The organism is Streptomyces sp. NPDC052042 (genome assembly GCF_044548345.1).
Classification (GTDB): domain Bacteria; phylum Actinomycetota; class Actinomycetes; order Streptomycetales; family Streptomycetaceae; genus Streptomyces.
Map to the genome: position 1 here is coordinate 206,444 of NZ_JBIUBU010000001.1, position 24,582 is coordinate 231,025.

21 protein-coding genes and 1 tRNA gene are annotated in these 24,582 nt (G+C 70.1%); 13 read left to right on the forward strand and 9 right to left on the reverse strand.

The annotated features are described in order from the left end of the window. Positions 1-52 precede the first annotated feature (52 nt). Positions 53-730 carry an ANTAR domain-containing response regulator gene (locus tag ACIHCL_RS00900; protein WP_399855336.1) on the reverse strand — a complete coding sequence of 226 codons (678 nt, stop codon included), beginning with the start codon at positions 728-730 and terminating at the stop codon, positions 53-55. A 98-nt stretch (positions 731-828) separates the two neighbouring features. Here ACIHCL_RS00900 and ACIHCL_RS00905 point away from each other — a divergent pair. Both ACIHCL_RS00905 and ACIHCL_RS00910 read left to right on the forward strand, forming a co-directional pair. Then, positions 829-903, forward strand: a tRNA-Leu gene (locus ACIHCL_RS00905). A 109-nt stretch (positions 904-1,012) separates the two neighbouring features. After that, a complete protein-coding gene (locus ACIHCL_RS00910) occupies positions 1,013-1,789 on the forward strand; it encodes a transcriptional regulator (RefSeq protein ID WP_399855338.1) in 777 nt (258 codons plus the stop codon). 10 nt (positions 1,790-1,799) lie between these two features. Here ACIHCL_RS00910 and pyk read toward each other — a convergent pair whose 3' ends face one another. Further along, positions 1,800-3,233, reverse strand: a complete 1,434-nt coding sequence (gene pyk, locus ACIHCL_RS00915) for a pyruvate kinase (RefSeq protein WP_399855339.1) — start codon at positions 3,231-3,233, stop codon at positions 1,800-1,802. A gap of 156 nt (positions 3,234-3,389) precedes the next feature. After that, complete coding sequence (locus tag ACIHCL_RS00920; protein ID WP_399855341.1) at positions 3,390-4,085, reverse strand: SIMPL domain-containing protein; 696 nt, start codon at positions 4,083-4,085, stop codon at positions 3,390-3,392. A gap of 298 nt (positions 4,086-4,383) precedes the next feature. On the opposite strand from ACIHCL_RS00920, the gene ACIHCL_RS00925 reads away from it, so the two are divergent. Beyond that, the gene (locus tag ACIHCL_RS00925) at positions 4,384-6,195 is read left to right on the forward strand and encodes a bifunctional metallophosphatase/5'-nucleotidase (RefSeq protein ID WP_399855343.1); all 1,812 of its coding nucleotides are present in this window, start codon (positions 4,384-4,386) and stop codon (positions 6,193-6,195) included. A 261-nt stretch (positions 6,196-6,456) separates the two neighbouring features. Here the strand turns inward: ACIHCL_RS00925 and ACIHCL_RS00930 are convergent, their stop codons facing one another. From ACIHCL_RS00930 to pepN, 3 genes are all read right to left on the reverse strand, one after another. After that, complete coding sequence (locus ACIHCL_RS00930; RefSeq protein WP_399855345.1) at positions 6,457-7,890, reverse strand: lysine N(6)-hydroxylase/L-ornithine N(5)-oxygenase family protein; 1,434 nt, start codon at positions 7,888-7,890, stop codon at positions 6,457-6,459. Next, positions 7,887-9,287: a pyridoxal phosphate-dependent decarboxylase family protein gene (locus ACIHCL_RS00935; protein WP_399857073.1), complete on the reverse strand. Its 1,401-nt coding sequence runs from the start codon at positions 9,285-9,287 to the stop codon at positions 7,887-7,889. Before ACIHCL_RS00935 ends, ACIHCL_RS00930 begins: the two co-directional genes overlap by 4 nt. A gap of 330 nt (positions 9,288-9,617) precedes the next feature. After that, complete coding sequence (pepN, locus tag ACIHCL_RS00940; protein ID WP_399855348.1) at positions 9,618-12,137, reverse strand: aminopeptidase N; 2,520 nt, start codon at positions 12,135-12,137, stop codon at positions 9,618-9,620. Positions 12,138-12,458: 321 nt separating this feature from the next. On the opposite strand from pepN, the gene ACIHCL_RS00945 reads away from it, so the two are divergent. Next, positions 12,459-13,067: a helix-turn-helix domain-containing protein gene (locus ACIHCL_RS00945; protein ID WP_399855349.1), complete on the forward strand. Its 609-nt coding sequence runs from the start codon at positions 12,459-12,461 to the stop codon at positions 13,065-13,067. 107 nt (positions 13,068-13,174) lie between these two features. Here ACIHCL_RS00945 and ACIHCL_RS00950 read toward each other — a convergent pair whose 3' ends face one another. Next, positions 13,175-14,026, reverse strand: a complete 852-nt coding sequence (locus tag ACIHCL_RS00950; RefSeq protein WP_399855352.1) for an IclR family transcriptional regulator — start codon at positions 14,024-14,026, stop codon at positions 13,175-13,177. Positions 14,027-14,228: 202 nt separating this feature from the next. Then, positions 14,229-15,197, reverse strand: coding sequence for a zinc-binding dehydrogenase (locus ACIHCL_RS00955; protein WP_399855355.1), 969 nt, complete (start codon positions 15,195-15,197; stop codon positions 14,229-14,231). Between the two features lie 307 nt (positions 15,198-15,504). On the opposite strand from ACIHCL_RS00955, the gene ACIHCL_RS00960 reads away from it, so the two are divergent. The 9 genes from ACIHCL_RS00960 to ACIHCL_RS01000 all read left to right on the forward strand — a co-directional run bounded on the left by ACIHCL_RS00960 (position 15,505) and on the right by ACIHCL_RS01000 (position 24,113). Further along, entirely contained in the window at positions 15,505-16,425 is a 921-nt protein-coding gene (locus tag ACIHCL_RS00960; RefSeq protein WP_399855358.1) for a VOC family protein, read from the forward strand. Next, positions 16,422-17,729 (forward strand): aromatic ring-hydroxylating dioxygenase subunit alpha, encoded by a 1,308-nt coding sequence (locus tag ACIHCL_RS00965; RefSeq protein WP_399855360.1) that lies wholly within the window; start codon positions 16,422-16,424, stop codon positions 17,727-17,729. The genes ACIHCL_RS00960 and ACIHCL_RS00965 overlap by 4 nt, the downstream gene beginning before the upstream one ends. Next, a complete protein-coding gene (locus tag ACIHCL_RS00970; RefSeq protein ID WP_399855362.1) occupies positions 17,726-18,091 on the forward strand; it encodes a bifunctional 3-phenylpropionate/cinnamic acid dioxygenase ferredoxin subunit in 366 nt (121 codons plus the stop codon). The genes ACIHCL_RS00965 and ACIHCL_RS00970 overlap by 4 nt, the downstream gene beginning before the upstream one ends. Further along, positions 18,088-19,302, forward strand: a complete 1,215-nt coding sequence (locus ACIHCL_RS00975; RefSeq protein ID WP_399855365.1) for an NAD(P)/FAD-dependent oxidoreductase — start codon at positions 18,088-18,090, stop codon at positions 19,300-19,302. Before ACIHCL_RS00970 ends, ACIHCL_RS00975 begins: the two co-directional genes overlap by 4 nt. A 137-nt stretch (positions 19,303-19,439) precedes the next feature. Continuing rightward, positions 19,440-20,003, forward strand: a complete 564-nt coding sequence (locus ACIHCL_RS00980) for a 3-phenylpropionate/cinnamic acid dioxygenase subunit beta (protein WP_399855367.1) — start codon at positions 19,440-19,442, stop codon at positions 20,001-20,003. A 79-nt stretch (positions 20,004-20,082) separates the two neighbouring features. Beyond that, positions 20,083-20,958 (forward strand): alpha/beta fold hydrolase, encoded by an 876-nt coding sequence (locus ACIHCL_RS00985; RefSeq protein ID WP_399855369.1) that lies wholly within the window; start codon positions 20,083-20,085, stop codon positions 20,956-20,958. Positions 20,959-20,961: 3 nt separating this feature from the next. Continuing rightward, a complete protein-coding gene (gene hcaB / locus ACIHCL_RS00990) occupies positions 20,962-21,834 on the forward strand; it encodes a 3-(cis-5,6-dihydroxycyclohexa-1,3-dien-1-yl)propanoate dehydrogenase (protein WP_399855371.1) in 873 nt (290 codons plus the stop codon). A gap of 94 nt (positions 21,835-21,928) precedes the next feature. Then, positions 21,929-23,506 (forward strand): long-chain fatty acid--CoA ligase, encoded by a 1,578-nt coding sequence (locus tag ACIHCL_RS00995; RefSeq protein ID WP_399855373.1) that lies wholly within the window; start codon positions 21,929-21,931, stop codon positions 23,504-23,506. A gap of 127 nt (positions 23,507-23,633) precedes the next feature. Continuing rightward, positions 23,634-24,113: a GNAT family N-acetyltransferase gene (locus tag ACIHCL_RS01000; RefSeq protein ID WP_399855375.1), complete on the forward strand. Its 480-nt coding sequence runs from the start codon at positions 23,634-23,636 to the stop codon at positions 24,111-24,113. A 55-nt stretch (positions 24,114-24,168) separates the two neighbouring features. Here ACIHCL_RS01000 and ACIHCL_RS01005 read toward each other — a convergent pair whose 3' ends face one another. Continuing rightward, entirely contained in the window at positions 24,169-24,519 is a 351-nt protein-coding gene (locus ACIHCL_RS01005; RefSeq protein ID WP_399855378.1) for a chorismate mutase, read from the reverse strand. Between the last annotated feature and the right edge of the window lie 63 nt (positions 24,520-24,582).

The following is a 24,582-nucleotide window of genomic DNA, read 5'->3' on the forward strand; positions in this document are numbered from 1 at the left end:
CAGGTCCAACCGGTGCGGGCCTCCCCCGTACGCCCAAGCGAACCACTCGGGACTACTCGCCCGCCTGCTTCTCCTCGGCGGCCTTCTGCTCCGCGGCCTTCTTCTCCGCCGCGTCCTCGATCAACGCCTGCGCGAGCTGCTGCATCGACATCCGACGATCCATCGACGTCTTCTGGATCCACCGGAACGCGGCGGGCTCCGACAGACCGTAATCCATCTGCAGGATGCTCTTCGCCCGTTCCACCAGCTTGCGCGTCTCCAGCCGCTGCGCGAGATCCGCGACCTCGCTCTCCAACGCCTTCAGCTCCGCGAACCGCGACACCGCCATCTCGATGGCCGGCACCACGTCGCTCTTGCTGAACGGCTTCACCAGATACGCCATCGCCCCGGCGTCCCGGGCCCGCTCGACAAGATCACGCTGCGAGAACGCCGTCAACATCAGAACGGGCGCGATGGACTCCTCGGCGATCTTCTCCGCCGCGGAGATACCGTCCAGGACGGGCATCTTCACATCGAGGATCACCAGATCGGGGCGGTGCTCCCGCGCCAGCTCGACGGCCCGCTGGCCGTCCCCGGCCTCGCCGACGACCGCGTAGCCCTCTTCCTCCAGCATCTCTTTGAGGTCGAGACGGATCAGCGCCTCGTCCTCGGCGATGACGACACGGGTCGTCAGCGGCGGAACGTGCGACTTGTCGTCGTCGGCGGGCGGGGGCGACTCGGGCGTGGTCACGGGGGCTCCTTGTTCCAGGACAGGTACAGCTCCCACGACCCTACCTAGCTCCTGTAAGGTGGTGACGCACAGGGGAGCTAAATCCCTTGCTTTCTAAGGCCCCAGTACTCCAACTGGTTAGAGAGGCCGCTCTCAAACAGCGGACAGTGTGGGTTCGAATCCCACCTGGGGCACTTTTCCTTCAATTCCAAGGTTTCAGCGGAATCTGCAGGCTTCACCTGATCTGGGTACGCGGGGGCCATTCCCGCGCCAGATGCCCGTGGCCGCGCAAGGCTCGGTTCTATGTACGACATCGGCACCAGAGCGCGAGCGCTCGCACTGGTCGAGCAAGGGCGCAGTCTCAATTCCGTGAGCAAGGAAACAGGCATATCTCGCGCCGCTCTCCGCTCCTGGCAGACCCGCATCGAGCCCTTTACCCGGAACCGGACCGCCCCGTGCCCCAGGTGTGGCGACACACCCACCCGGATCGAGAATCGCGCCTCGTACTCCTACTTGCTCGGCCTCTACCTCGGAGACGGCTGCATCAGCCCGTCCGGTCGAGGTGTGTACTCCCTGCGCATCGCCTGCGCCGACTCCTGGCCGGGGCTCATCGACGCCTGCGTCGAGGCCGTGCAGCTCGCACGACCGGACAACAAGGTCTGCCGGGTGCGACGGCCGGGTTGTCAGTACGTCACCTGCTGCAGCAAACACTGGCCTTGCCTCTTCCCGCAGCACGGCCCCGGCAAGAAGCACGAGCGCCGGATCGTCCTCGCCTCCTGGCAGCAGGAGGTCGTGGACGCGCACCCGTGGGACTTCGTCCGCGGCCTGATCCACTCCGACGGATGCCGTGTCATCAACTGGACCACCCGCGTCATCGACGGGCAGCAAAAGCGCTACGAGTATCCGCGGTACTTCTTCACCAACAAGTCCGACGACATCCGCGAGCTCTTCTCCGGCACCCTCGACAGGCTCGGCGTCGAGTGGACGCACTGCACCCGCGCGGGCAAGCCGTACAACATCTCCGTCGCCCGACGGGCGTCCGTCGCTCTCATGGACGCCCACGTCGGGCCGAAGCACTGACGGCGATCGGCTACTTCCCGCCGTCGTCCTCGCCGATGCGATGCACCCTGACCAGGTTCGTCGAGCCCGGAACCCCCGGCGGGGAGCCTGCCGTGATCACGACGACGTCGCCCTCCTGGCAACGGCCGATCTTCAGCAGTTCCTCGTCCACCTGGGCGACCATCGCGTCCGTCGAGTCGACGTGCGGGCCGAGGAAGGTCTCGACGCCCCAGGTCAGGTTGAGCTGGGAGCGGGTGGCCGGGTCCGGGGTGAAGGCCAGCAGCGGGATGGGTGAGCGGTAGCGGGAGAGGCGCCTGACGGTGTCGCCGCTCTGGGTGAAGGCGACGAGGAACTTGGCGCCCAGGAAGTCGCCGATCTCGGCCGCCGCGCGAGCCACCGCGCCGCCCTGGGTGCGGGGCTTGTTGCGTTCGGTGAGGGGTTTGAGGCCCTTGGCGAGGATGTCCTCCTCGGCGGCCTCGACGATGCGGGCCATCGTGCGGACCGTCTCGACGGCGTACCGTCCGACGCTGGTCTCGCCGGAGAGCATGACCGCGTCGGTGCCGTCGATGACCGCGTTCGCGACGTCGGACGCCTCGGCGCGGGTGGGGCGGGAGTTCTCGATCATCGAGTCGAGCATCTGGGTGGCGACGATGACCGGCTTGGCGTTGCGCTTGGCGAGGTTGATCGCGCGCTTCTGGACGATCGGCACCTGTTCCAGGGGCATTTCGACGCCGAGGTCGCCGCGGGCGACCATGATGCCGTCGAAGGCGGCGACGATGCTGTCGATGTTCTCGACGGCCTGGGGCTTCTCGATCTTGGCGATGACGGGGAGGCGGCGGCCTTCCTCGTCCATGATGCGGTGGACGTCCTCGATGTCGCGTCCGCTGCGTACGAAGGAGAGGGCGATGACGTCGACGCCGGTGCGCAGGGCCCAGCGGAGGTCTTCGATGTCCTTGTCGGAGAGGGCGGGTACGGAGACGGCGACGCCGGGGAGGTTGAGGCCCTTGTGGTCGGAGACCATGCCGCCTTCGAGGACGGTGGTGTGGACGCGGGGGCCGTCGACTTCGGTGACTTCGAGGGTGACGCGGCCGTCGTCGACGAGGATGCGTTCGCCGGCGGTGACGTCCGCGGCGAGGCCGTCGTAGGTGGTGCCGCAGGTGTGGCGGTCGCCTTCGGTGGGTTCGACGGTGATGGTGAAGGTGTCGCCGCGTTCAAGGAGTACGGGGCCTTCGCGGAAGCGTCCGAGCCGGATCTTCGGGCCTTGAAGGTCCGCGAGGATGCCGACGCTGTGGCCGGTCTCGTCGGAGGCCTTGCGTACGCGGCGGTACCGCTCTTCGTGGTCGTTGTAGGTGCTGTGGCTGAGGTTGAGGCGGGCGATGTCCATTCCGGCCTCGACGAGGGCCTTGATCTGTTCGTACGAGGTGGTGGCGGGGCCCAGGGTGCAGACGATTTTTGCTCGGCGCATGGTTCGACCCTAGACCTTACCTACGGGTAGTTAATTGGCCGTGCGTGACTAGCCAACAACCTTTGAATGAAGGGTTGTTGACAAGTGTTGAATTGGGCGGCGGGGTGCTCGGATGAGCATTTCTCCTTTCGGTGTGACTCTTCGGGGGTGGGTGGCTCATAGTTCGGGCGGCGACATGATGAAGCGGGCGTTCACCTGGGCGTAGACGGTCTGGCGTCGTGGTTCGAGGTCGATGGTGGGGGGCGGTTCGGGGGTGGCGTCGTATCCGGCGCGTGCCCGGAAGCCTGCGGCGGGGGCGGGCAGGGCCGGGACGGTGTTCTCGGCGCCGAGGTCGGCGAGTTCGATGAGGGCTGTGAGGTGGGAGCCGAGGGCGTCGGCGTATTCGCGGGCGCGCTGGACGGCTTCGTGGACGGCTTCGCGGCGGGCGTTCGCGTGGGCGGGTGAGGTGGGGCGCAGGGCCCACCAGGGGCCGTTGACGCGGGTCATGTCGAGGTCGGCGACGCGGGTGATGAGCTCGCCGAGGGCGGTGAAGTCGTTGAGGGTGGCGGTGATGTGGACGTGCCCGTGGTAGGCGCGGATCTTTTCGTCGCGGCCGTTCTTGGTGAGTTCGGGGGTGATGGAGAGGGCGCCGGTTTCGAGTTTCTCGACGGCGGGTCCGTAGGAGCGGATGAGTTCGAGGACGGTGTCGTTGCGGCGGGTGAGGTCTTCGAGGGCGGTGCGGCGGTCCTTGCCGCGGGCGGTGACGGTGACGCTGATGTGGGCGACTTCGGGGTCGACTTCGAGGCGGGCTTCGCCTCGGACGGCGACGCGGGGGTGGTCGGGGGTGCCGTAGGACGCCGGGGTGTCGGTCATGGGTCCACTGTGACATCCGGGTCTGACAGCGGTTGGTCATCGGATTGAAACCTGTGAGGGGTGTTGCGGCGTGCGGTTTCTGCGCCATTATCTACGCGCGTTGTGCGCCCTGGTGGGGTGCGGTGTGGCGGGTGGTGCGGTTGTGCCGTTCCTCGTCCGGGCCGTCCCGGCTGTGCCAGGGGGTGGCGTGGCGCGGGAGCCGAGCTGTACGTGAACCGAGCTGTACGTGAACCGAGCTGCGCCAGAACCGAGCTGTATCCGGACCGAGCTGTGCGAGAACCGAGCTGTGGGAGACGAAATGCCGCTGAACCGTAGGACGTTCCTGGGCACGTCGGCGGCCGTCGGTGCCGGGGCGGCGATGGCGGGTGGTTCCGCTGTTCCGGCCGCGGCCGATGGTCATGGGCGGGGCCGTGGTCGTGGGCGTCCGCCGAAGCGGTACTCGTTCACCGTGATGGGGACCACCGATCTGCACGGGAATGTCTTCAACTGGGACTACTTCACGGACCAGGAGTTCGACGACAAGGACCACAACGATGTGGGTCTGGCGAAGATCTCCACGTTGGTGGAGCAGGTGCGCCGTGAGAAGGGGCGGCACAACACCTTGTTGATCGATGCGGGTGACACGATCCAGGGCACTCAGTTGTCGTATTACTACGCGAAGGTCGATCCGATCACGGCGAGGCGTGGTCCGGTGCATCCGATGGCGCAGGCGATGAACGCGATCGGCTATGACGCGGCGGCTCTGGGCAATCACGAGTTCAATTACGGGATTCCGTTGTTGCGGAAGTTCGAGGAGCAGTGTGATTTCCCGTTGCTGGGTGCGAATGCGTTGGATGCGAAGTCGTTGCGGCCGGCGTTCGCTCCTTATGTGATGAAGCGGTTGCGTACGCCGTTCGGCCGGGATGTGCGGGTGGCGGTTCTGGGGTTGACGAATCCGGGTGTGGCGATCTGGGACAAGGCGAATGTGGGCGGGAAGATGGTGTTTCCCGGTCTGGAGGAGCAGGCGGCGAAGTTCGTGCCGAAGTTGCGTTCCATGGGTGCGGATGTCGTGATCGTCTCGGCTCATTCGGGGACGAGTGGTACGTCGTCGTACGGTGATCAGGTGCCGTATGTCGAGAATGCGGCGGCTCTGGTGGCCGAGCAGGTGCCGGGTATCGATGCGATTCTGGTGGGGCACGCGCATCTGGAGATTCCCGAGTATTTCGTGGAGAACGAGCGGACGGGCAGGAGGGTGGTGTTGTCCGAGCCGTTGAAGTGGGGGCAGCGGCTGACGCTGTTCGATTTTGATCTGGTGTGGGAGAAGGGTCGCTGGGTGGTGGAGCGGGCGGGTTCGCGGGTGCTGAACTCGAATTCCGTGGCGGAGGATCCGAAGATCACGGGGTTGTTGGCGGACGAGCACCGGAAGGTGGTGGCGTACGTCAATCAGGTCATCGGTACGTCGACGGCGGCGATGTCGACAGTGGAGGCGGCGTGGAAGGACGAGCCGATCATCGATCTGATCAATGTCGTCCAGACGGAGATGGTGAGGGAGGCGCTGGCGGGTGGTGCGTACGCGTCGCTTCCGGTGCTGTCGCAGGCGTCGTGTTTCTCGCGTACGGCGCGGATTCCGGCCGGGGATGTGACGATCAGGGATGCGGCGGGTCTGTATCCGTTCGAGAACACCTTGGAGGCGCGGGTGATGACGGGTGGGCAGATTCGTGAGTATCTGGAGTTCTCGGCTCGTTATTATGTGCAGACGCCTGCGGGTGCTCCGGTGGACACGTCGAAGTTGACGAATGCGGAGAACATCCCGGATTACAACTATGACGCGGTGTCGGGGGTGGCGTATGAGATCGATATCGCGAAGCCGAGTGGTTCGCGGATCGTGAATCTTTCGTTCGAGGGGAAGCCCGTCGATCCTGCGGCGGAGTTCGTGTTGGCGGTGAACAACTATCGGGCGAGTGGTGGGGGTAATTTTCCGCATGTGGCGGGTGCCAAGCAGGTGTGGGCGAATTCGGAGGAGATCCGTAACACGATCATCTCCTGGGTGCAGGCGAAGGGTTCGGTGGATGCCGCGCAGTTCGCTTCGGTGGACTGGCGTCTGACGCGGGACGGTGTGCCGGTGTTCTGAGGGTTGTCGTTGGGCCGGCCGGTGCTCGTTCGGCCGGCCGGTGTGGGGCGGCTGTCTTCTCCTGGGGGTTGGGCCGTGGTCCCTGGCGGGCGCTCCGACGGCTGCGGTGCCTTTCCGCGTTGTCGGGGCGCCCGCGTGCATGCGGTGTGTGGGTGCCGCTCGGTCTTGCGATGCGCGGCATCCGGTGTCGTGTGCCGCTCTGCCTCGGTTTGGCGGGGCGGTCGTTCGGGAGGGGGCGGCTGCCTCGTGTGTGGTGGGGGGTCAGTGGTTGCGGGTGAGTGGGGTGCGTTCGGGGTTCTGGGTGGGGACGGGTGAGGTGGGGGCGGGAGGCGTGGTGGGGGTGAGGCCGAAGGTGGTGAAGGCGGTGCGTTGTGGGAGGGGGTAGGGGGTGGTGCCGGTGAGGTGGTTGAGGATGGTGGCGCTGCGCCAGGCGGCCAGTCCGAGGTCGGGGGTTCCGACGCCGTGGGTGTGGCGTCCGGCGTTCTGTACGTAGATGTTTCCGGTGATGGCGGGGTCGAGGACGAGGCGGAAGTGGGGGTCGATGCGGGGGCGGGTGGAGTTGTCGCGGTGGAGGTGGGGTTCGAGGCTGCTGAGGATGCTGTCGAGGGGGCGTTCGTGGTAGCCGGTGGCGAGGATGACGGCGTCGGTGGTGAGGGTGGTGCGGGTGTGTTGTTGAGTGTGTTCGAGGTGGAGTTCGATGCGGGCGCCTTCGGTGTGTCCTGCGGTGCGTACGGTGACGCCGGGGGTGAGGGTGGTGTGGGGCCAGCCGCCGTGGAGGGTGCGGCGGTAGAGCTCGTCGTGGATGGCGGCGATGGTGTCGGCGTCGATGCCTTTGTAGAGCTGCCATTGGTGGGGGACGAGTGCGTCGCGTGTGGCTTCGGGGAGGGCGTGGAAGTAGTGGCTGTAGTCGGGGGTGAAGTGTTCGAGGCCGAGTTTGGAGTACTCCATCGGGGCGAAGGCCGGTGTGCGGGCGAGCCAGTGGAGGTTTTCGCGGCCTGTGGGGCGGGCGCGGATGAGGTCGAGGAAGATCTCGGCGCCGGATTGTCCGGAGCCGATGATGGTGATGTGTTCCGCGTCGAGGAGGGCTTGGCGGTGGTGGAGGTAGTCGCCGGAGTGGAAGACGGGGGTTGAGGGGGCTTCGGCGAGGGGTTTGAGGGGGTCGGGGACGTGGGGTTCGGTGCCGATGCCGAGGACGATGTTGCGGGTGTGGGTGCGGCCGAGTGCTTGGGCTTCGCCGCTGGTGTCGAGTTGGGTGTAGTCGACTTCGAAGTAGTCGTTCCGGTCGTTCCAGCGGATGGCGTCGACGTGGTGGTTGAAGTGGAGTCCGGGGAGTTGGTGGGTGACCCAGCGGCAGTAGGCGTCGTATTCGGCTCGTTGGATGTGGAAGCGTTCGGCGAAGTAGAAGGGGAAGAGCCGGTCGCGGGCGCGGAGGTAGTTGAGGAAGGTCCAGGGGCTGGTGGGGTCGGCGAGGGTGACGAGGTCGGCGAGGAAGGGGACTTGGAGGCTGGCTCCGTCGATGAGGAGGCCGGGGTGCCAGTGGAAGGCGGGGCGTTGTTCGTAGAAGGCGGTGGTGAGGGGGTGGTGGGTGGTGGGGATGCCGTGGGCGAGTGCGGCGAGGGAGAGGTTGAAGGGGCCGATGCCGATGCCGACGAGGTCGTGGGGCCGGTCGGGGCGTGGGGTGGGCCGGTCGGTCATCGGGGGGTGTTGCCTTTCGTGAGTTCGTGGGTGAGGTCGTTGACGAGGTCGAGGAGGGTGTGGAGGTCGTCGGGGGTGGTGTGGGGGTTGAGGAGGGTGGCTTTGAGCCAGAGGCGGTTGCCGGTGTGGGCGCGGCCGAGGACGGCGTGGCCTCGGGTGAGGAGGGTGCGGCGAATGGTGGCGACGGTGTGGTCGTCGGCGTCGGTGGGGCGGAAGAGGACGGTGGTGATGGTGGGGCGGTCGTAGAGGTCGAGGGTGGGGGTTTTGGTGATGAGGTCGGCGAGGTGGTGGGCGGTGGTGATGGTGCGGTCGATGAGGTCGGCGAGTCCGTCGCGGCCGAGGGCTTTGAGGGTGACGGCGATTTTGAGGGTGTCGGGGCGGCGGGTGGTGCGCAGGGAGCGGCCGAGGAGGTCGGGGAGGCCGGCTTCGGTGTCGTCGTCGGCGTTGAGGTAGGGGGCGTGGTGGTGGAGGGGGTGGAGGTGGGTGTGGTGGGGGACGGCGAGGATGCCGGCGGGTGCGGGTTGCCAGCCGAGTTTGTGGAGGTCGAGGGTGACGCTGTGGGCGCGGTCGAGGCCGTGGAGTTTGCCGCGGTGGGTGGGGCTGAAGAGGAGGGGTCCGCCGTAGGCTGCGTCGATGTGGAGTTCGGCGCCGTGGGTGGTGCAGAGGTCGGCGATGTCGGTGAGGGGGTCGATTCGGCCGGTGTCGGTGGTGCCTGCGGTGGCGATGACGAACGGGGGGCGGTGGTGGTGGCGGGTGAGGGTTTGTTGGAGTGCGGTGAGGTCCATGGTGCCGGTGGGGGCGGGGATGACTTCGGGTTCGGGGAGGCCGAGGAGCCAGGCGGCGCGGGTGATGCTGTGGTGGGCGTTGGCGGCGTGGATGGTCTGGATGGGGCCGTGGCGTTCGCGGGCGAGGAGGAGGGCGAGTTGGTTGGCTTCGGTGCCGCCGGTGGTGATGAGTGCGTCGGGTGAGGGGTGGTGGGGGTAAATCTCGGTGGCGAGGGCGGTGGTGGTGTCGGCTTCGAGGGTGGAGGCGGCGGGTGCCTGGTCCCAGGAGTCCATGGAGGGGTTGAGGGCGGAGGCGGCGAGGTCGGCGGCGGTGGCGAGGGCGAGGGGTGGGGTGTGGAGGTGTGCGGCGCAGAGGGGGTGTGCGGGGTCTGCGGCGCCTTCGGCGAGGGCGGTGATGAGGGTGCGGAGGGCTTTGTGGGGGCCGGTGCCGTGGTCGGGGATGAGGGGGTGGGTGGTGGTGCGTGTGTGGTGGGTGACGGTGTCGGGTCCGCCGGTGGGGAGGGGGCCGTCGCGTCGGCGGGCGCCGTCGTGGAGTGCGGTGAGGACGGTGTCGAGGAGGGGGCGGAGTGCGGCGGGGCCGGTGGTGGAGCCGGCGAGGGGTGGGGTGGGCATGGCGGCGGGGCCCTTCGGGTGCGGTGTGCGGGCATGGGTGGGCATGCCAGCTTTTCCGGTTTTTGGGGGCGTGGCCGGGGGGTTGGGGTGATCTGAACTCGAAAGGGGGATGTGGGATGCGTGTGGGGTTGTTGGGGTGGTAGTGGGGGCTGGTCATGGGTGTGCCCGGCGCCTCCCTGGGTGGTGGGGTGCGCCGGGCACAGGTGGTGGTACGGGGGTTGGGTGGTGGCGGGGGGCGGTGGGGCTGGTGGGTGCGGATGGTGGGGCGGGGCCCGTCGGCGGACGTCGGTGGGGGTTCGGTGCCGGCCGACGGGCCCGGTGGTGGGTGGGTCAGTGGGCTTCGCGTATGGCGAGGGCGCGGCGGAGGTCGTCGAGTTGGTCGATGAGTTTGCGGCGCAGCGCGGGGGTGAGGTCCTTGTCGGTCAGGGCCTGTCGGCCGAGGTGGAGGTTGTCGGTGTCGACGGCGTATGCGGGGAAGGCGTAGCGGCCGGTAGCTTCGGCGATGGCGGGGCCGCGGCGGGCGGCGAGGCGGATCGCTTCGGGGTAGTAGCGGGACACGTAGTCCTGTACGAGGTCGGTCTGTTCGGGCTGCCAGAAGCCTTGGGCGGTGGCGGTGAACAGGTAGTTGGAGAGGCTGTCGTCGTTGAACAGGGCGTGCCAGGCGGTGGCTTTGGCTTCGGGGGTGGGGAGGGCGGCGCGGCAGCGGGCGGCGCCTTCCTGTCCGGTGGCGCTGGGGTCCTGTTCGAGTTCGGCGGCGATGCGGGCTTCGTCGGTGGCGCCGAGGACGGCGAGGCGGGTGAGGATGCGCCAGCGCAGTGCGGGGTCGAGTTCGGGGCCGCCGGGGACGGTGCCGTTGGTGAGCCAGTCCTGGATGGTGTCGGGTTGGGTGGCGGCGTCGATGAGGTGGCGTACGGCGATGAGGCGGAGGCCGGGGTTGTGGCCGTCCTCGGTGCGGCGGATGAGGTCGCGGCAGAGTGCGGTGAGGGTGGCGAGGGCGGCGGGGCGGTTGTCGGGGGTGAGGTAGTGGCCGGCGATGTGGGTGCCGGCGAAGGCGAGTACGCCTTGGGCGAGGGCGAGGTCGGTTTCGTGGGGGAGGTGGGTGCGGGCGGTGTCGAGGTAGGTGGTGGGGGCGAGTTCGCCGTCGCGGACCATGTCGCGGGCGGCGTTCCAGACGACGGCGCGGGTGAGTGCGTCGGGGATGCCGGAGAGGTGTTGGAGGGCGGTGTGCCAGGAGGTGGCGTCGAGGCGGACCTTGGCGTAGGTGAGGTCGCTGTCGTTGGGGACGACAAGGGCGGGGCGGTTGTCGGGCAGGGGATCGGTGGTGCCGTTGCCGGGGACGTCGATCTCGATGCGGTCGCGCAGGACGAGGTGGCCGGGGCCGGTGTGGGTGGCGGTTCCGGAGAGGTCGGGGGCGTGGTCGTAGGCTCCGATGGCGATGCGGTGGGGGCGGTTGCCGTGGTGGTCGACGGTGACGGTCCAGGTGCCGTCGGACTCCTGGATGCGGGAGGTGAGGGTGTCGACTCCGGTGGTGCGGAGCCATGCGTCGGCCCAGGCGTGGACGTCGCGGTCGGTGGCCGATGCGAGGCTGTCGATGAAGTCGGCGAGGGTGGCGTTGGCGAACTTGTGGCGGGCGAAGTGGGTGTTGATGCCGGCCAGGAAGTCCTTCTCGCCGAGCCAGGCGACGAGTTGGCGCAGGGCGGAGGCGCCCTTGGCGTAGGAGATGCCGTCGAAGTTGAGCAGGGCGGACGCGGTGTCGGGGACGGCGGCGGGGTCGGGGGCGACGGGGTGGGTGGAGGGGCGCTGGTCGGCGTCGTATCCCCAGCCCTTGCGGGCGACGCCGAAGTCGACCCAGGTGTCGGTGAAGCGGGTGGCTTCGGCGAGGGTCTGGTATCCCATGTACTCGGCGAAGGACTCGTTGAGCCAGATGTCGTCCCACCAGGCGAGGGTGACGAGGTCGCCGAACCACATGTGGGCCATTTCGTGGGCGATGACCATGCCGCGGGTCTGGCGTTCGGTGTCGGTGACGGCGGAGCGGTAGACGAATTCGTCGCGGAAGGTGACGAGTCCGGGGTTCTCCATGGCGCCGGCGTTGAATTCGGGGACGAATGCCTGGTCGTAGGAGTCGAAGGGGTAGGGCTCGTCGAACTTCTCGTGGAAGCGGTCGAAGCAGGCGCGGGTGATGTCGAGGATCTCGTCGGCGTCGGCGTCGAGGTGGGGGGCCAGGGAGCGGCGGCAGTGGATGCCGAAGGGCAGTCCGGCGTGTTCGGTGGTGATGGAGTGCCAGGGGCCGGCGGCGACGGCGACGAGGTAGGTGGAGATGAGGGGGGTGGGGGCGAGGGTCCAGCGGCCGTCGCCTCGGTGTTCGGCGATGCCGTTGCCGAGGACGGTCCAGCCTTCGGGGGCGGTGACGGCGAGTGCGAAGACGGATTTGAGGTCCGGCTGGTCGAACGCGGCGAAGACGCGCTGGACGTCCTCCATGAAGAGTTGGGTGTAGACGTAGGTCTCGCCGTCGGCTGGGTCGGTGAAGCGGTGCATGCCTTCGCCGGTGCGGGAGTAGCGCATGGCGGCGTCGACGCGCAGTTCGTGGGGGCCTGCGGTGAGGCCGGTGAGGGGGAAGCGGTTCTCGACGAGGTCGGCGGGGTCGAGGGGGTGTCCGTCGAGGCTGATCGAGCGGAGGGTGGCCGGTTTGAGTTCGACGAAGGTGTCTCCGGCCGCGGCTGCGGTGAACTGGATGACGGTGCGGGAGTCGAAGGTCTCCTCCCCCGTGGTCAGATCGAGGTCGATCGTGTACCGGTGTACGTCGAGGAACCGGGCTCGGGTCTGCGCTTCATCGCGCGTCAGTACGGACATGGCGTCCATGCTGCCGCACGGGGTGGACGGCGCGCGGGCGCGTTCTCGCAGGGCTGAGGGGCGCTCCGGGGCGTGGGGATGCGCGGGGGTGGGTCGGGCCGGGTCGGTGGCCGTCCTCGATGCGCCGTGGTGGTGGGGCGGGGCGGGGGTGTGCGCGGGAGGGTGGCGTGGGGTCCGGGGGTGGGCGCGGGGGCCGGTGGTTGGGGCGTCCGGGCGGTGGGCTCGGGGGCCGGTTCGGGGTGCGGGGCCGGGCGGTGGGGTGGGTGGGGACGGGCATGGCCGGGCCGGGATCGGGTGGTTCAAGTGACCTATGGTGGTGCGGTGTCAACAGGAAACGACGTGGTCGCGCGGAACCTTCGCGTCCTCAGGGAGCAGCGCGGCTTGTCGCTGGCCGAGCTCGCCCGGCAGGCCGGTCTGTCGAAGCAGAATCTGTCCAAGGTCGAGCAGGGCACGGGCAATCCCACCGTGGAGACGCTGTTCGCGGTGGCGGTGGCGCTGGGTGTGCCGGTGACGCGGTTGGTCGCGGAGCGCGAGCAGGTGATGACGGTGCGTCCGGGGGACGAGGCCGTCTGGCAGCGGCACGAGGGGTACGAGAGCCGCAGTCTGGATCACGTCTACGGTTCGGGTGTCATCGAGAACTACATCCTGCGCGTACGCGGCGAGGGTCGGTCCGCACCGCATCCGGTGGGCACGCTGGAGCATCTGTATGTGATCAGTGGGCGGGTCAGGGTGGGGCCGGAGGACGCCCCAGTGGAGCTGGGTGCGGGCGATTTCGTTCGGTTTCCCGGTGACCGTCCGCACCTGTACGCCTCGCTCGAGGGGAGGGAGAGCGTGGTGCATGTCGTGGTCAGTGTGCCCCGTGTCCAGCCGGGGACCGGCGGGGTGCGGGGCCGTACGCACGGGTCCGGGAGGGGCGCCCCGGCCCCGTGAGGCGCCGCCCGGGTGCGTTACGGTCCGCGGGTCGGGGCGGGGCGGGGTGTCCGGTCGGGTGGGTCGCACGGTCCGCCGCGGTGGAACGGTTCCGGCGGTGGAACGGCTCAGGCGGCGGCCTTCTGCCGGTTGGTTTCGGGCATTCCGCGGGGCCGCGGGCGGGTCGTCGCTCCGAGTTCCCTGGCGGCCTCGAACGCGACCCGGCGCAGTTCGGGGGCGATGCGTGTGGGGTCGAAGCGTCCCGTCGCTCCGGAGACGGAGATGGCGGCCACGGGTCGCCCGCCGGCCCCCATGACGGGGACGGCCACGCAGCAGACGCCGGGCAGGATCTCCTCGCGCTCGTGGGCGATCCCTTCGCGGCGGATCCGGGCGAGTTCGGCGCGGAGGTCCTCGGGGTCGGTCAGCGAGTTCGGCATCGGTGCGGGCAGTCCGTCGGCGATCGCCTGTTCGGCCGCGTCGTGGTCGAAGGCGAGGAGGGCCTTGCCGACGGCGGTGCAGGTGGCAGGCAGTCGCGAGCCGATCCGGGTGGGTGTGCGGGCGCGGCGGTGGCCGTGCAGTTTGTTGACGTACATGACGTCGGTGCGGTGCAGGATGGCCAGGTGCACGGTCTCCTGGGTGAGGACGTACAGCTCCGTGAGGAAGGGCAGCAGCCGTTCCTGGAGCATCAGCGGAGTGGGGCCGTAGACCCGACGGCCGATGTCGAAGAGCTGGGGGCCCAGGCGGTAGCTGCTGCCCACTCTTTCGACGACGTCGTTGCGCTGGAGGATGCCGAGCAGCCGGAACGCGGTCGATTTGGTCAGTCGGGTGCGGCGGGCGAGTTCGCTGACACCGACCTCGCGGTCCTCCTCGGCCAGCGACATCAGCAGGGTGAGCGCCTTGTCCACGGCGGTCTGCTGCTCACGAGGGGTGTCCGGGCCGGTGGCACCGGTGACATCGTCGATCGGGACACGGTCGAGCATGTTCGCCTCCGCACGTTCCTGGCGACCACTTCAGTGGACGTGCGTCCACTGTAGAGAACGGTTTGGCGTGTGTGAACAGTCAAGGGCAGGCAAAACAGAAATCGCGGTGCCACGTACGTCACAATCGGGCATACGGCCCAGTCGTTCCGTACGGGGCACCGCGATCGGTGCGTCCCGGGGCGCCGCCGGCGCGGCGCGGGTGTCACGGCCTGACGATCACCTTCCCGGTGACCTCGCCGTCGATCATGGCGCGGAAGCCGTCGTGGATGCCGGACAGCGGGATCTCCCGGTCGATCCGGGGCCGTATCCCGGCGCTCTCCATGAACCGCAGCAGCGCGACGAACTCCTGACGGGTCCCGCCGGTGGAGCCCAGCACCCGCTGCTGGAGGTAGAAGATCCGGTTCAGGTCGGCCGGCGGGTTGGCCCCGCTGGTCGCCCCGGCGACCACGACCGTGCCGCCCGGGCGCAGCGAGCGCAGCGAATGCGACCAGGTCGCCTCACCGACGGTCTCCACGACCACGTCGACCTTCTCCGGCAGCCGCTCCCCCGTGGCCTGCGCGAGGTGGGCCCCCATCTCCAGGGCCGCCGTGCGCTTGCGCTCCGAGCGACTGGTCGCGTAGACCCTGGCCCCGGCTGCACGGGCCAGGGTGATCGCCGCGGAGGCCACCCCGCCGCCGGCGCCCTGCACCAGCACCCGGTCGCCCGGCCGGATCCGGGCCTGGGTGAACAGCATCCGGTACGCCGTCAGCCAGGCGACGGGCAGGCACGCGGCCTCGGCGAAGGACAGCGACGCCGGCTTGGGGACGAGGTTGCGGCGCGGCACGCACAGCAGTTCGGCGAAGGCTCCGTCGTGCTTCTCCGACAGCAGGGCCCGTCCGGGGTCGAGGGTCTCGTCGCCCCCGCCCGCCTGGGGGTCGCCGATCACCGGGTGGATGACGACCTCGTTGCCGTCCTCGTCGTATCCGGCGGCGTCGCAGCCCAGCACCATCGGCAGCCGGTCGGCGGGGTGGCCGACGCCGCGCAGCGTCCAGATGTCGTGGTGGTTCAGCGCCGCCGCGACGACCTTGACCACGGCCCAGCCCTGCGGGGCCACCGGCTCGGGCACCTCGCGCAGTTCGAGCCCGCCGAGCGGGTCGGCGGGGTCCTGGCGTACGGCGACGGCGGCGAGCATCGGTCCTCCGGGCGTGTGGGGGTTCGACGGGGCGGTGCGCGGCGGCGCACCACGGCAACGCTCCGTGCCCGTCGCGCTCCGGGACAAGCGGGTGTGCCATGGGACGGCACGCCTGAGCCGCCCCGTACCCCGGGTCCGCCGGGCGGGAGCGTGGGGCCGGGACGTGACGCGGACGTGTTCCACAGGGCGGAACAGCGCGTGGCACGACCGCCCCCCGAGGGGGTCTGCTGTGAAGCGCCCGAACGGACCGTCGAGCCGTCCGGCCCTCGCCCGTACTCCCCGAACCGACCTGAAGGGACGGCCCGTCATGCAACTGAGCGGACTGGGATACTTCGGACTCCGAACCCGGCGTATCGACGAGTGGCGCACGTTCGCCGAGGACGTGCTCGGCCTGTCCGTGCGGACCACCGATGACGGGCTGCGGCTGCGCGCCGACGACCGCGCCTGGCGGATCGCCCTGCACGAGGCGGATGCCGAGGAGTTCGGCTACGTCGGCTGGGAGGTTCCGGGTCCTGCCGAACTCGCCGCGGCGGCCGCCGAGCTGGCGGAGGCCGGCGTCGAGGTCCGTCACGCGGACGAGGAGCTGCTGCGCGAACGGGACGTTCTGGGGCTCTTCCACATCGAGGACCCCGACGGGGTGCGGGTGGAGATCTTCTACGGTGCCCGCACCGCGACCACCCCGTTCGTCTCGCCGACCGGCGCCCGCTTCGTGACGGGTGAACAGGGCCTGGGCCATGTGGTGTTCTCCGTCGAGGACTACGCGGCGACGTTGCGGTTCTACACCGAGCTGCTCGGCTTCCGGCTCTCCGACTTCTGCGACCTCGGCCGCAAGCGGATCGCGTTCCTGCACACCAACCCCCGCCACCACTCGCTGGCGTTCGCCGGGCTCGTCATCGAGCCGGAGCGCAAGCCGCGCAAGGACGTGGAGCCGGGTGAGCTCTTCCACTTCATGCTGGAGGTCGACGCGCTCGACACGGTGGGCTACGCGTACGACCGCTGCCTGGACGGGGCGGCACCGCTCGCCCTGACGATCGGGCGGCACAGCAACGACCGGATGCTGTCCTTCTACGCGGTCACGCCGTCCGGCTTCGAGGTCGAGTACGGGCACGGAGCCATCACCGTCGACGACCCCTGGACCGCGACCCGGGTCGACGGCACCAGCCTGTGGGGACACCACCGCACGGCACGCCCGGCCGCCCCGGCCGCAAAGGAAGGAACGAAGGCATGAGCGAGCTGGGCCGCACCCCCGCCCCCGCGGTCGACGTCACCGGGTACTTCGACCTCGACAACGGTCTCGTCGACCGCACGATCTTCGGCGACGCCGCCCTCTACCAGCAGGAGTTGCGCCGCGTCTTCGCGCCGAGCTGGCTCTTCCTCGCCCACACCTCGCAGTTCCGCAGGCCGGGCGACTTCTTCACCACGTACATGGGTGAGGACCCGGTCATCGTGACCATGGACAAGGAACGGCGGATCCGCGCCTTCCTCAACGCCTGCCGTCACCGCGGCATGCGGGTCTGCCGGGCGGACGCCGGTGCGACCAAGGCGTTCACGTGCAGCTACCACGGCTGGGCGTACGACACCTCCGGCGCGCTGATCAACGTCCCGAACCGGGAGGGATATCCGGAGAGCTTCGACCAGAGCCGCTGGGGCCTGACCGAGGTGGCCCAGCTGGACACGTACCAGGGCCTGGTCTTCGCGACCTGGAACCCGGACGCGCCCCCGCTGACCGAGGCGCTCGGCGGGATGACCTGGTACATGGACGCCATGCTGGACCGTGACCCGGAAGGCACGGAGGTCATCGGCGGGGTCCACAAGTGGGTGCTGGAGGGCAACTGGAAGCTCGCCGCCGAGCAGTTCTCCTCCGACTGGTACCACGTGAACATCTCGCACGCCTCCGCGCTGATGGTCATGTCGCCCAGCGGCAAGGGCCCGAAGGCGGAGATCGTGCAGACCCCGGGACGCCAGTACACCGATCCGAACGGTCACGGCGCCGGTTTCCCGACCCACCCCAAGAGCCGTTTCGACGACCGGGTGGTGCACCAGTACTACGACTACGAGCAGCTGCGCGAGCGTCTGGGCGACGGCCGGGTCGAGGGTCCGATGACGACCGGGCACGCCAATATCTTCCCCAACTTCTCGTATCTGCCGGTCAACGGCAGCATCCGGGTCTGGCACCCGAAGGGGCCGGACAAGATGGAGGTCTGGGCCTGGACCATCGTCGACAAGTCGATGCCCGACGAGGTCAAGGACGCCCAGCGCCTGTACAACCTGCGCACCTTCGGGCCGACCGGCATCTTCGAGCAGGACGACGGCGAGAACTGGAGCGAGTGCCAGGCCACCGCGCACGGCTTCATGTCCGGCGGCATGACCCTCAACTACCAGATGGGCATCGGTACGGGCGCCGAGGACGGCATCCACCCCGGCACCACCGGACACCTGTACTCCGACGGGGCCGCCCGCGGCTTCTACACCCGCTGGCGCGACCTGATGAACACCCCGGCCTGGCACGAGAAGGCAGCTGACGAACGATGACCCCCAGCGAATCCACCGACACCGCGCTGACCTCCGTGCGCGTCGCCGCCGTCGGCGGCATCGAGGAGGGCGAAGCCCTCCGGGTGCCCGCCGAGCAGACCGGGCACCACGACGCCATCTCCGTCTTCCACGACGGCGGGGCGTACTACGCCCTCGACGACACCTGCTCGCACGGTCAGGCGTCCCTGGCCGACGGCTGGATCGAGGACGGCGAGGTCGAGTGCCCCCTGCACAGCGCCCGCTTCTGTCTCAGGTCCGGTGAGCCGCAGTGCATGCCGGCCACCCTCGCGGCCCGGACCCACCGGGTCGAGGTCGCCGACGGCGAGATCTGGCTGCACCCCGGTCAGGAGCCGACGTCGTGAAGAGGATCGCCGTGGTCGGTGCCGGGGTCTCCGCCCTGTCGACCTGCGACGCCCTGCGCGAGGGCGGCTTCGACGGCGAGATCGTCCTGCTGAGCGGCGAGGACGGGCTGCCCTACGACCGTCCTCCGCTGAGCAAGGACGTCCTGACCGGTGCCGTGACCACGCGGGACGGCATCGCCCTGCGGCCGGCCGACTGGTACGAGCAGCGGCGCGTCGAGCTCCGGACGGGCGCCGTCGTCACCGCCCTGCGCCCCGACGAGGGCGTGCTGGAACTGGCCGACGGCACCGAACTGACCGCCGACCGCATCGTGCTGGCCACCGGCGGCACCGCCCGCACCCTCCCGGTGCCCGGTGGCGACGACCCGGCCGTGCACACCCTGCGCACCTGGGACGAGGCGCAGCGGTTGCGGGCCCGGCTGGTGCCGGGCGCCCGGATCGCCGTCATCGGGGCCGGGCTCATCGGTGCCGAGACCGCGGCGGTGGCCACCGCGCTGGGCTGCGCCGTCACCCTGATCGACCCGGTGCCGGTGCCCCTGACCGCCGTCGTCGGCCCGGAGGTCGCCGGGGCGCTGCACGCCCGGCACCGCGCCGAAGGTGTCGAGGTCATCACCGGGGGCGTGGAGCGTATCGACCGCGCGCCCGGTGCCGAGGAGGTCGCCGTCACCGTGACGGGGCGCCCGGAGGCCGTCGGCGCCGACACCGTGGTCGTCGGCATCGGTATCCGCCCGGCGACCGCGCTGGCCGAGGCCGCGGGGCTCACCGTCGACAACGGCATCGTCGTCGACGCGGCCCAGCGCACCTCGCACCCGCGGATGTACGCGGTCGGCGACGTCGCCCGGCGGGCCGGCGACCCGGTGCGGCACGAGCACTGGGACGCCGCCCAGAACGGCGGCCGGGCCGCTGCCGCCGGACTGCTGGGAGCGGCCCCGCCGGCCCGGGGTGCCTCGTGGTTCTGGTCCGACCGCTACGGCAGCCGGCTGGAGGGGGTCGGTTCGATGGCCGACGCCGAGGAGACCGTCGTGAGGGGTGACATCGCCTCCGGTGCCTTCACCGTGTTCGGGCTGCGCGGCTCGGTGCTGGTCGCCGCCGCCGCGATCGACCGGCCCAGGGACATCAAGGCCGCCCAGCGTCTGATCGCCCGTGTCGTGCCCGTCTCCGCGGACCGGCTCACCGACCCGGCGACCGAGCTGCGCGCCCTGCTCCGCGGCTGAACCGGCCCCGCCCCGTACCCCCGCGCCCTTCTCCCCCGGCGCCGTAACGGCGTGTGCCGCCCACCGGCACACCCGCTCCCCGCACCCGCCGCCGTGCGATGGGATGGCCGACACAGCGCGGCACGCAAGGAGGATCCATGAGCATCCACACCACGGAGTCCGCCGCCGCCCTCTCGGGCGGGCCGGCCCTGGACGATCTGCTGCTCCACTTCGAGGTACAGCGCTTCTACACCCTCGAAGCCCATCTGCTCGACCAGCACCGGTTCGCCGACTGGCTGGAGCTGCTGGCCGACGACCTGCACTACTGGGCGCCCGTGCGCACCAACCGGCTGCGCCGCCAGCAGTCGCTCGCCGACGGTGCCCCCGGCGAGGTGGCGATCTTCGACGAGACGAAGGACAGCCTCGCCTGGCGCATCCGGCGCTTCGACTCCGGCATGGCCTGGGCCGAGGACCCGCCGTCGCGCACCCGGCACCTGGTCACCAACGTGGCCGTGCGCCCCGGCGACGAGGACGGCACGTACATCGCCGAGTCCGCCTTCCTCGTGTACCGCAACCGTCTGGAGCGCGAGGTCGATCTGTACGCGGGCGGGCGCACCGACGTGCTGCGCCGGGCCGCCGACGGCTCCTTGCAGGTGGCACGCCGTCACATCCTGCTCGATCAGAACGTGCTGCTCGCCAAGAACATCAGCACCTTCCTCTGACCGGTCGGCGCCCCTGTTCCGGCGGGCGCCCGGTCCGCCGTCCCGCATTCCCGAAACCTCGCACCATCTGGAGTTCCCCGTGGCCCCTGCCCGCGACGACGACGCCGTACGGCCCGAGATCGTCACCCACACCGTTCACACCTCGCTGGGGCCGGTCTCGGTCAGTGAGGCGGGCGAAGGCCCGGTGCTCGTGATGCTGCACGGGGGCGGGCCGGGGGCCGACGGTCTGGCCAACTACCGGCACAACCTCGCCGCGCTCGCCCCGCACTTCCGGGTCGTCCTGCCCGACCAGCCGGGCTTCGGCGGCAGTTACCGCCCGACCGGGGAGGATCTCGACGCCCGTTCCATCACCGAGATCACCGTGGACGCCGTGCTGCAGGCCCTGGACGGCCTCGGGGTCGAGCGCTTCCACCTGCTGGGCAACAGTCTCGGTGGCGCGGCAGCGCTCGCTCTCGCCCTCGCCGTCCCCGAGCGGGTGGAGAAGCTGGTGCTGATGGCGCCCGGTGGCGGTTGGCTGCCGTTCGGCCCCACCCCCACCGAGGGGCAGAAGGCGATGTTCCGTTACTACAACGGCGAAGGCCCGACGGTGAAGAAGATGCGGGACTTCATCCGTGTCATGACGGCCGAGCCGAAGCGGTGGGAGGACACCGTCCAGGCCCGTTACGAGGCGTCCCTGGACCCGAGCCACATCGAGTTCTACCACCGGTACAACGCGGCGTTCGCCAAGCGGCACGGCATGGACCCGCTCTGGCGCGACGTGCACCGGATCAAGGCCCCGACCCTGCTGCTGTGGGGCCGCGACGACCGGACCATCACCCTGGACGGCGCGCAGCTCATGCTCAAGCAGATCCGGGACGTCCAGTTGCACGTCTTCGGCGGCTGCGGTCACTGGGTGCAGTTGGAGCGGCAGGCCGAGTTCGAGCGTCTCGTCACCGACTTCCTCCAGGAGCGCTGAGTCATGGCCGAGCCCGTACCGAACACCGCGTGCCCCTCCGCCGGGGGCTGGCTGGCCGGAGACGTCACGCTGATCACGGGGGGAGCGAGCGGTCTCGGCCGGGCCGTCGCGCTGCGCTATCTCGCCGAGGGCGCGTCGGTGGCCGTTCTGGACCGGGACGCCGCGCAGCTCGGGGCGCTGGTCGAGGCCGCGGGAGAGCACGCGGACCGGGTGCTGCCGATCTCCGGTGACGTACGCTCGACGGAGGATCTGCACGGAGCGGTCGCGGGGACCGTCGAGCGGTTCGGCAGACTGGACGTCCTGGTGCCCAACGCCGGGATCTGGGACTACCACCGCAGCCTCACCCGGCTCTCGGGCGCGGAGCTGGCCGAGGCGTTCGACGAGGTCTTCTCCGTCAACGTCAAGGGCTATCTCCTCGCCGTGGAGGCGGCCTGGCGGGAGCTGATCAAGACCAGAGGCAGCATCATCATGACGCTCTCCAATTCGTCCTTCCACACCAATGGCGGCGGCCCGGTCTACACCGCGAGCAAGCACGCCTGTCTCGGCCTGGTCCGCGAGTTCGCCTATGAACTCGCCCCCAAGGTCCGGGTCAACGGTGTCGCCTGCGGCGGGATGCGCACCCGGCTGCGCGGTCCGGAGAGCCTGGGGCTGGAGGAGCGCAGGATCGAGGACTCGTTCGCCCGTGCCGAGGCCGCCGGCGCCCGTCCGCACGTGCCGCTGTACGAGGCGAGCGTGGAGCCGGAGGACTTCACCGGGACGTACGTCCTGCTGGCCTCCCGCCGCGACAGCGGCAACATCACCGGTGCCGTGGTGCCCGTCGACGGCGGTATCGCCGTGCGCGGATTCCGCAGCGCGGCCGGTGGCAGCGACCTCTGAGCCCGCTCCGAGGCGCCCCACCGCTTGCGCGCCCTCTTCACGTCCTCCCTTCACGCCCCCCTTGCCGACAGCCACCGAAGGAGCCGTTCGGGTCATGGTCGACATCAGTCCCGCTGCCGCCGTGCAACGCAGAGCCCAGTACGACGCAGCCGCCACCGCCCTCGTCTACGAGGGCAGGAACGTCACCGCGGGCGCTCTCGCCACCACCGTGAGCCGGCTGGCCGCGGGCCTCGCGGCACGGGGGCTGCGGCGTGGTGACCGGGTGGCGTATCTGGGGCTCAACAGCGTCACCCTGTTCGAGGCACTGCTGGCCGCCGGCCATCTCGGTGCGGTGTTCGTGCCGGTCAACCACCGTCTCGCGGCCGACGAGGTGCGGCACATCCTCGCCGACTCCGGTGCCCACACGCTGATCGTGGAGGAGAGCCACCGGGCGCTGGCCGAGTCGATCCTCGCGGAGATCCCGGTGCGTCGACCCGTCCTCGTCGACACGGACCCCGCGTGCCCGGCCGCGCCCGCCCCGCCCGCCGTGTGGACGCTGCTGTCGGAACTGCTGTCGGCCGACGCGGGACGGCCGACCGCCGTGCCACTGTGCGACGACGACCTGGCGGCGCTGATGTACACGTCGGGGACGACGGGCCGTCCCAAGGGCGTCATGCTCACGCACGGCAATCTGTGGTGGAACGCGGTCAACGTGGACTCCATGGTCGACACCCGCCCCGACGACGTGAACCTGGCCGTCGCCCCGCTGTTCCACATCGGCGGGCTGAACGCCCTCACGCTGCGCGCCCTCACCCGTGGCGGCACGGTCGTCGTGCGTCGTGCCTTCGACCCCGCGCAGTGTCTGGCCGACCTGGTGGAGCACCGGGTGACGAGCATCTTCGCGGTGCCCGCCATGTTCGCGGCGATGACCCACGTGCCGGGGTTCGCCGAGGCGGACCTCTCCGCGCTGCGGGCGGTCATCGTGGCGGGCGCGGCCGTACCGCCGCAGCTCATCAAGGACTACGCCCACGCCCACGGGGTGCTTCTCCAGCAGGCGTGGGGCCTGACCGAGACCGCACCGTTCGCCACCTACCTCCCGGCGGCGCTCACTCTGGAGAAGACCGGTTCGGCTGGGCTTCCGATGCCTTACACGGAGGTGTGCCTGATGGCTCCGGGGCGGGGCGGAGTCATCGAGGAGCCCGAGGTGCGCGGTGAGATCTGCGTGCGTGGCCCCAACGTCGTCAGTGGTTACTGGAACAACCAGGCGGCCACCCGTGAGGCCTTCGACGACGCGGGCTGGTTCCACAGCGGCGACATCGGTTACCGGGACAAGGACGGCCACTACTTCATCGTCGACCGCCTCAAGGACATGATCATCAGCGGTGGGGAGAACGTCTATCCCGCCGAGGTCGAGCGGGTGCTCAGCGCCTTTCCCGGTGTCCTCGAAGTCGCCGTCGTGGGGGTGCCGGACCCCAAGTGGGGCGAGACCGTCGTCGCGGTCCTGGTCTGTGAGGCGGGCGTCGAGCCGTCGTTGGAGGAGGTGCGCGACTTCGCCGGCCGTCAGCTGGCCCGGTACAAACTGCCCACCCGTCTGATGGTCGCCCCGGAGCTTCCCCGCAACGCGGGCGGCAAGCTGCTCAAGCCCCGGGTGCGCGACTTCGTCCTCCACCGGACCACGGACGTTCCGGACTGATCCGCGCGTCGGGTGGAACGGCGGCCGGTGCGCCCGCCGCCGCTCCACGCCCGCCCGCCCCCGTTTCCCTGTCCCCCGCGGAAGGCCGCCGATGTTCCCCCACAGCACGAGTCACAGCCCGGAGCCGGTGCCCGCTCTTCCCGCCGCCGTCGGCGGGTGGACGCTGCGGCCCGCACCGTCCACACCCGTGGACGGCGGCCTTCCGCTGCCCGCCACCGCCCGCGCGTACTCCGTACTGCGCGGCGGGTCCGCACCCGCGTTCCGGGTGGAGGTCCAGCGGGTGCTGAGCCATCCGTTGCGCGGCTGCTACCCGGTGGGCGCCCGTGACCTGCTGCTCTCTCTCCTGCCGCTCTCCGCGCGGTCCGAGCCGGAGGCGGCCGCGCTGCTGGACGCGCTCGCCCGGGCGCTCTTCGGCGCCGATCCGCGCTGCCGTCGCGTCATGGCGGCCCCGGACGCCGACGACGTCCCCGCCCTGGAGCGGTACGCCGCGGGGCACTTCCGTCCGGTCGCCGAGGCCGATCTGCGCGAACGCACCGTGACCCTGATGGTGGTGGAGCCTTCGCGGGTCACCGAGGTCTCCACCGCCCTGGACGACATGCCGCACTGACCCGCCGCGCGCACCGGGTGCGGACGGGTCAGGCCCGCGCACCGGATGCGGCCCGTCAGGCCCGCGTGCCGCCGTTCGCCGATTCGCCCGCGAGGTTCGCCGATTCATCCGCGATCCGCTCGTGGTGGCGGATGACCTCCGCGACGATGAAGTTCAGCAGTTTCTCCGCGAAGGAGGGGTCCAGCCGCGCGCTCTCCGCCAGCTGCCTCAGCCGGGCGATCTGCCGGCTCTCACGGGCCGGGTCGGCCGGGGGCATCTGGTGGGCGGCCTTGAGGCGGCCGACCTGCTGGGTGCACTTGAAGCGCTCGGCGAGCATGTGGACGACCGCCGCGTCGATGTTGTCGATGCTCTCGCGCAGCCGGTTCAGTTCCGCGCTCACGGACTCGTCGATGTCCTTCATGGTCATGGTCAGCGAGCTTAGCCCGGCCTCCCCCGGGCGGACCGCCCCGTCTCACCAGCCGTACGGCTC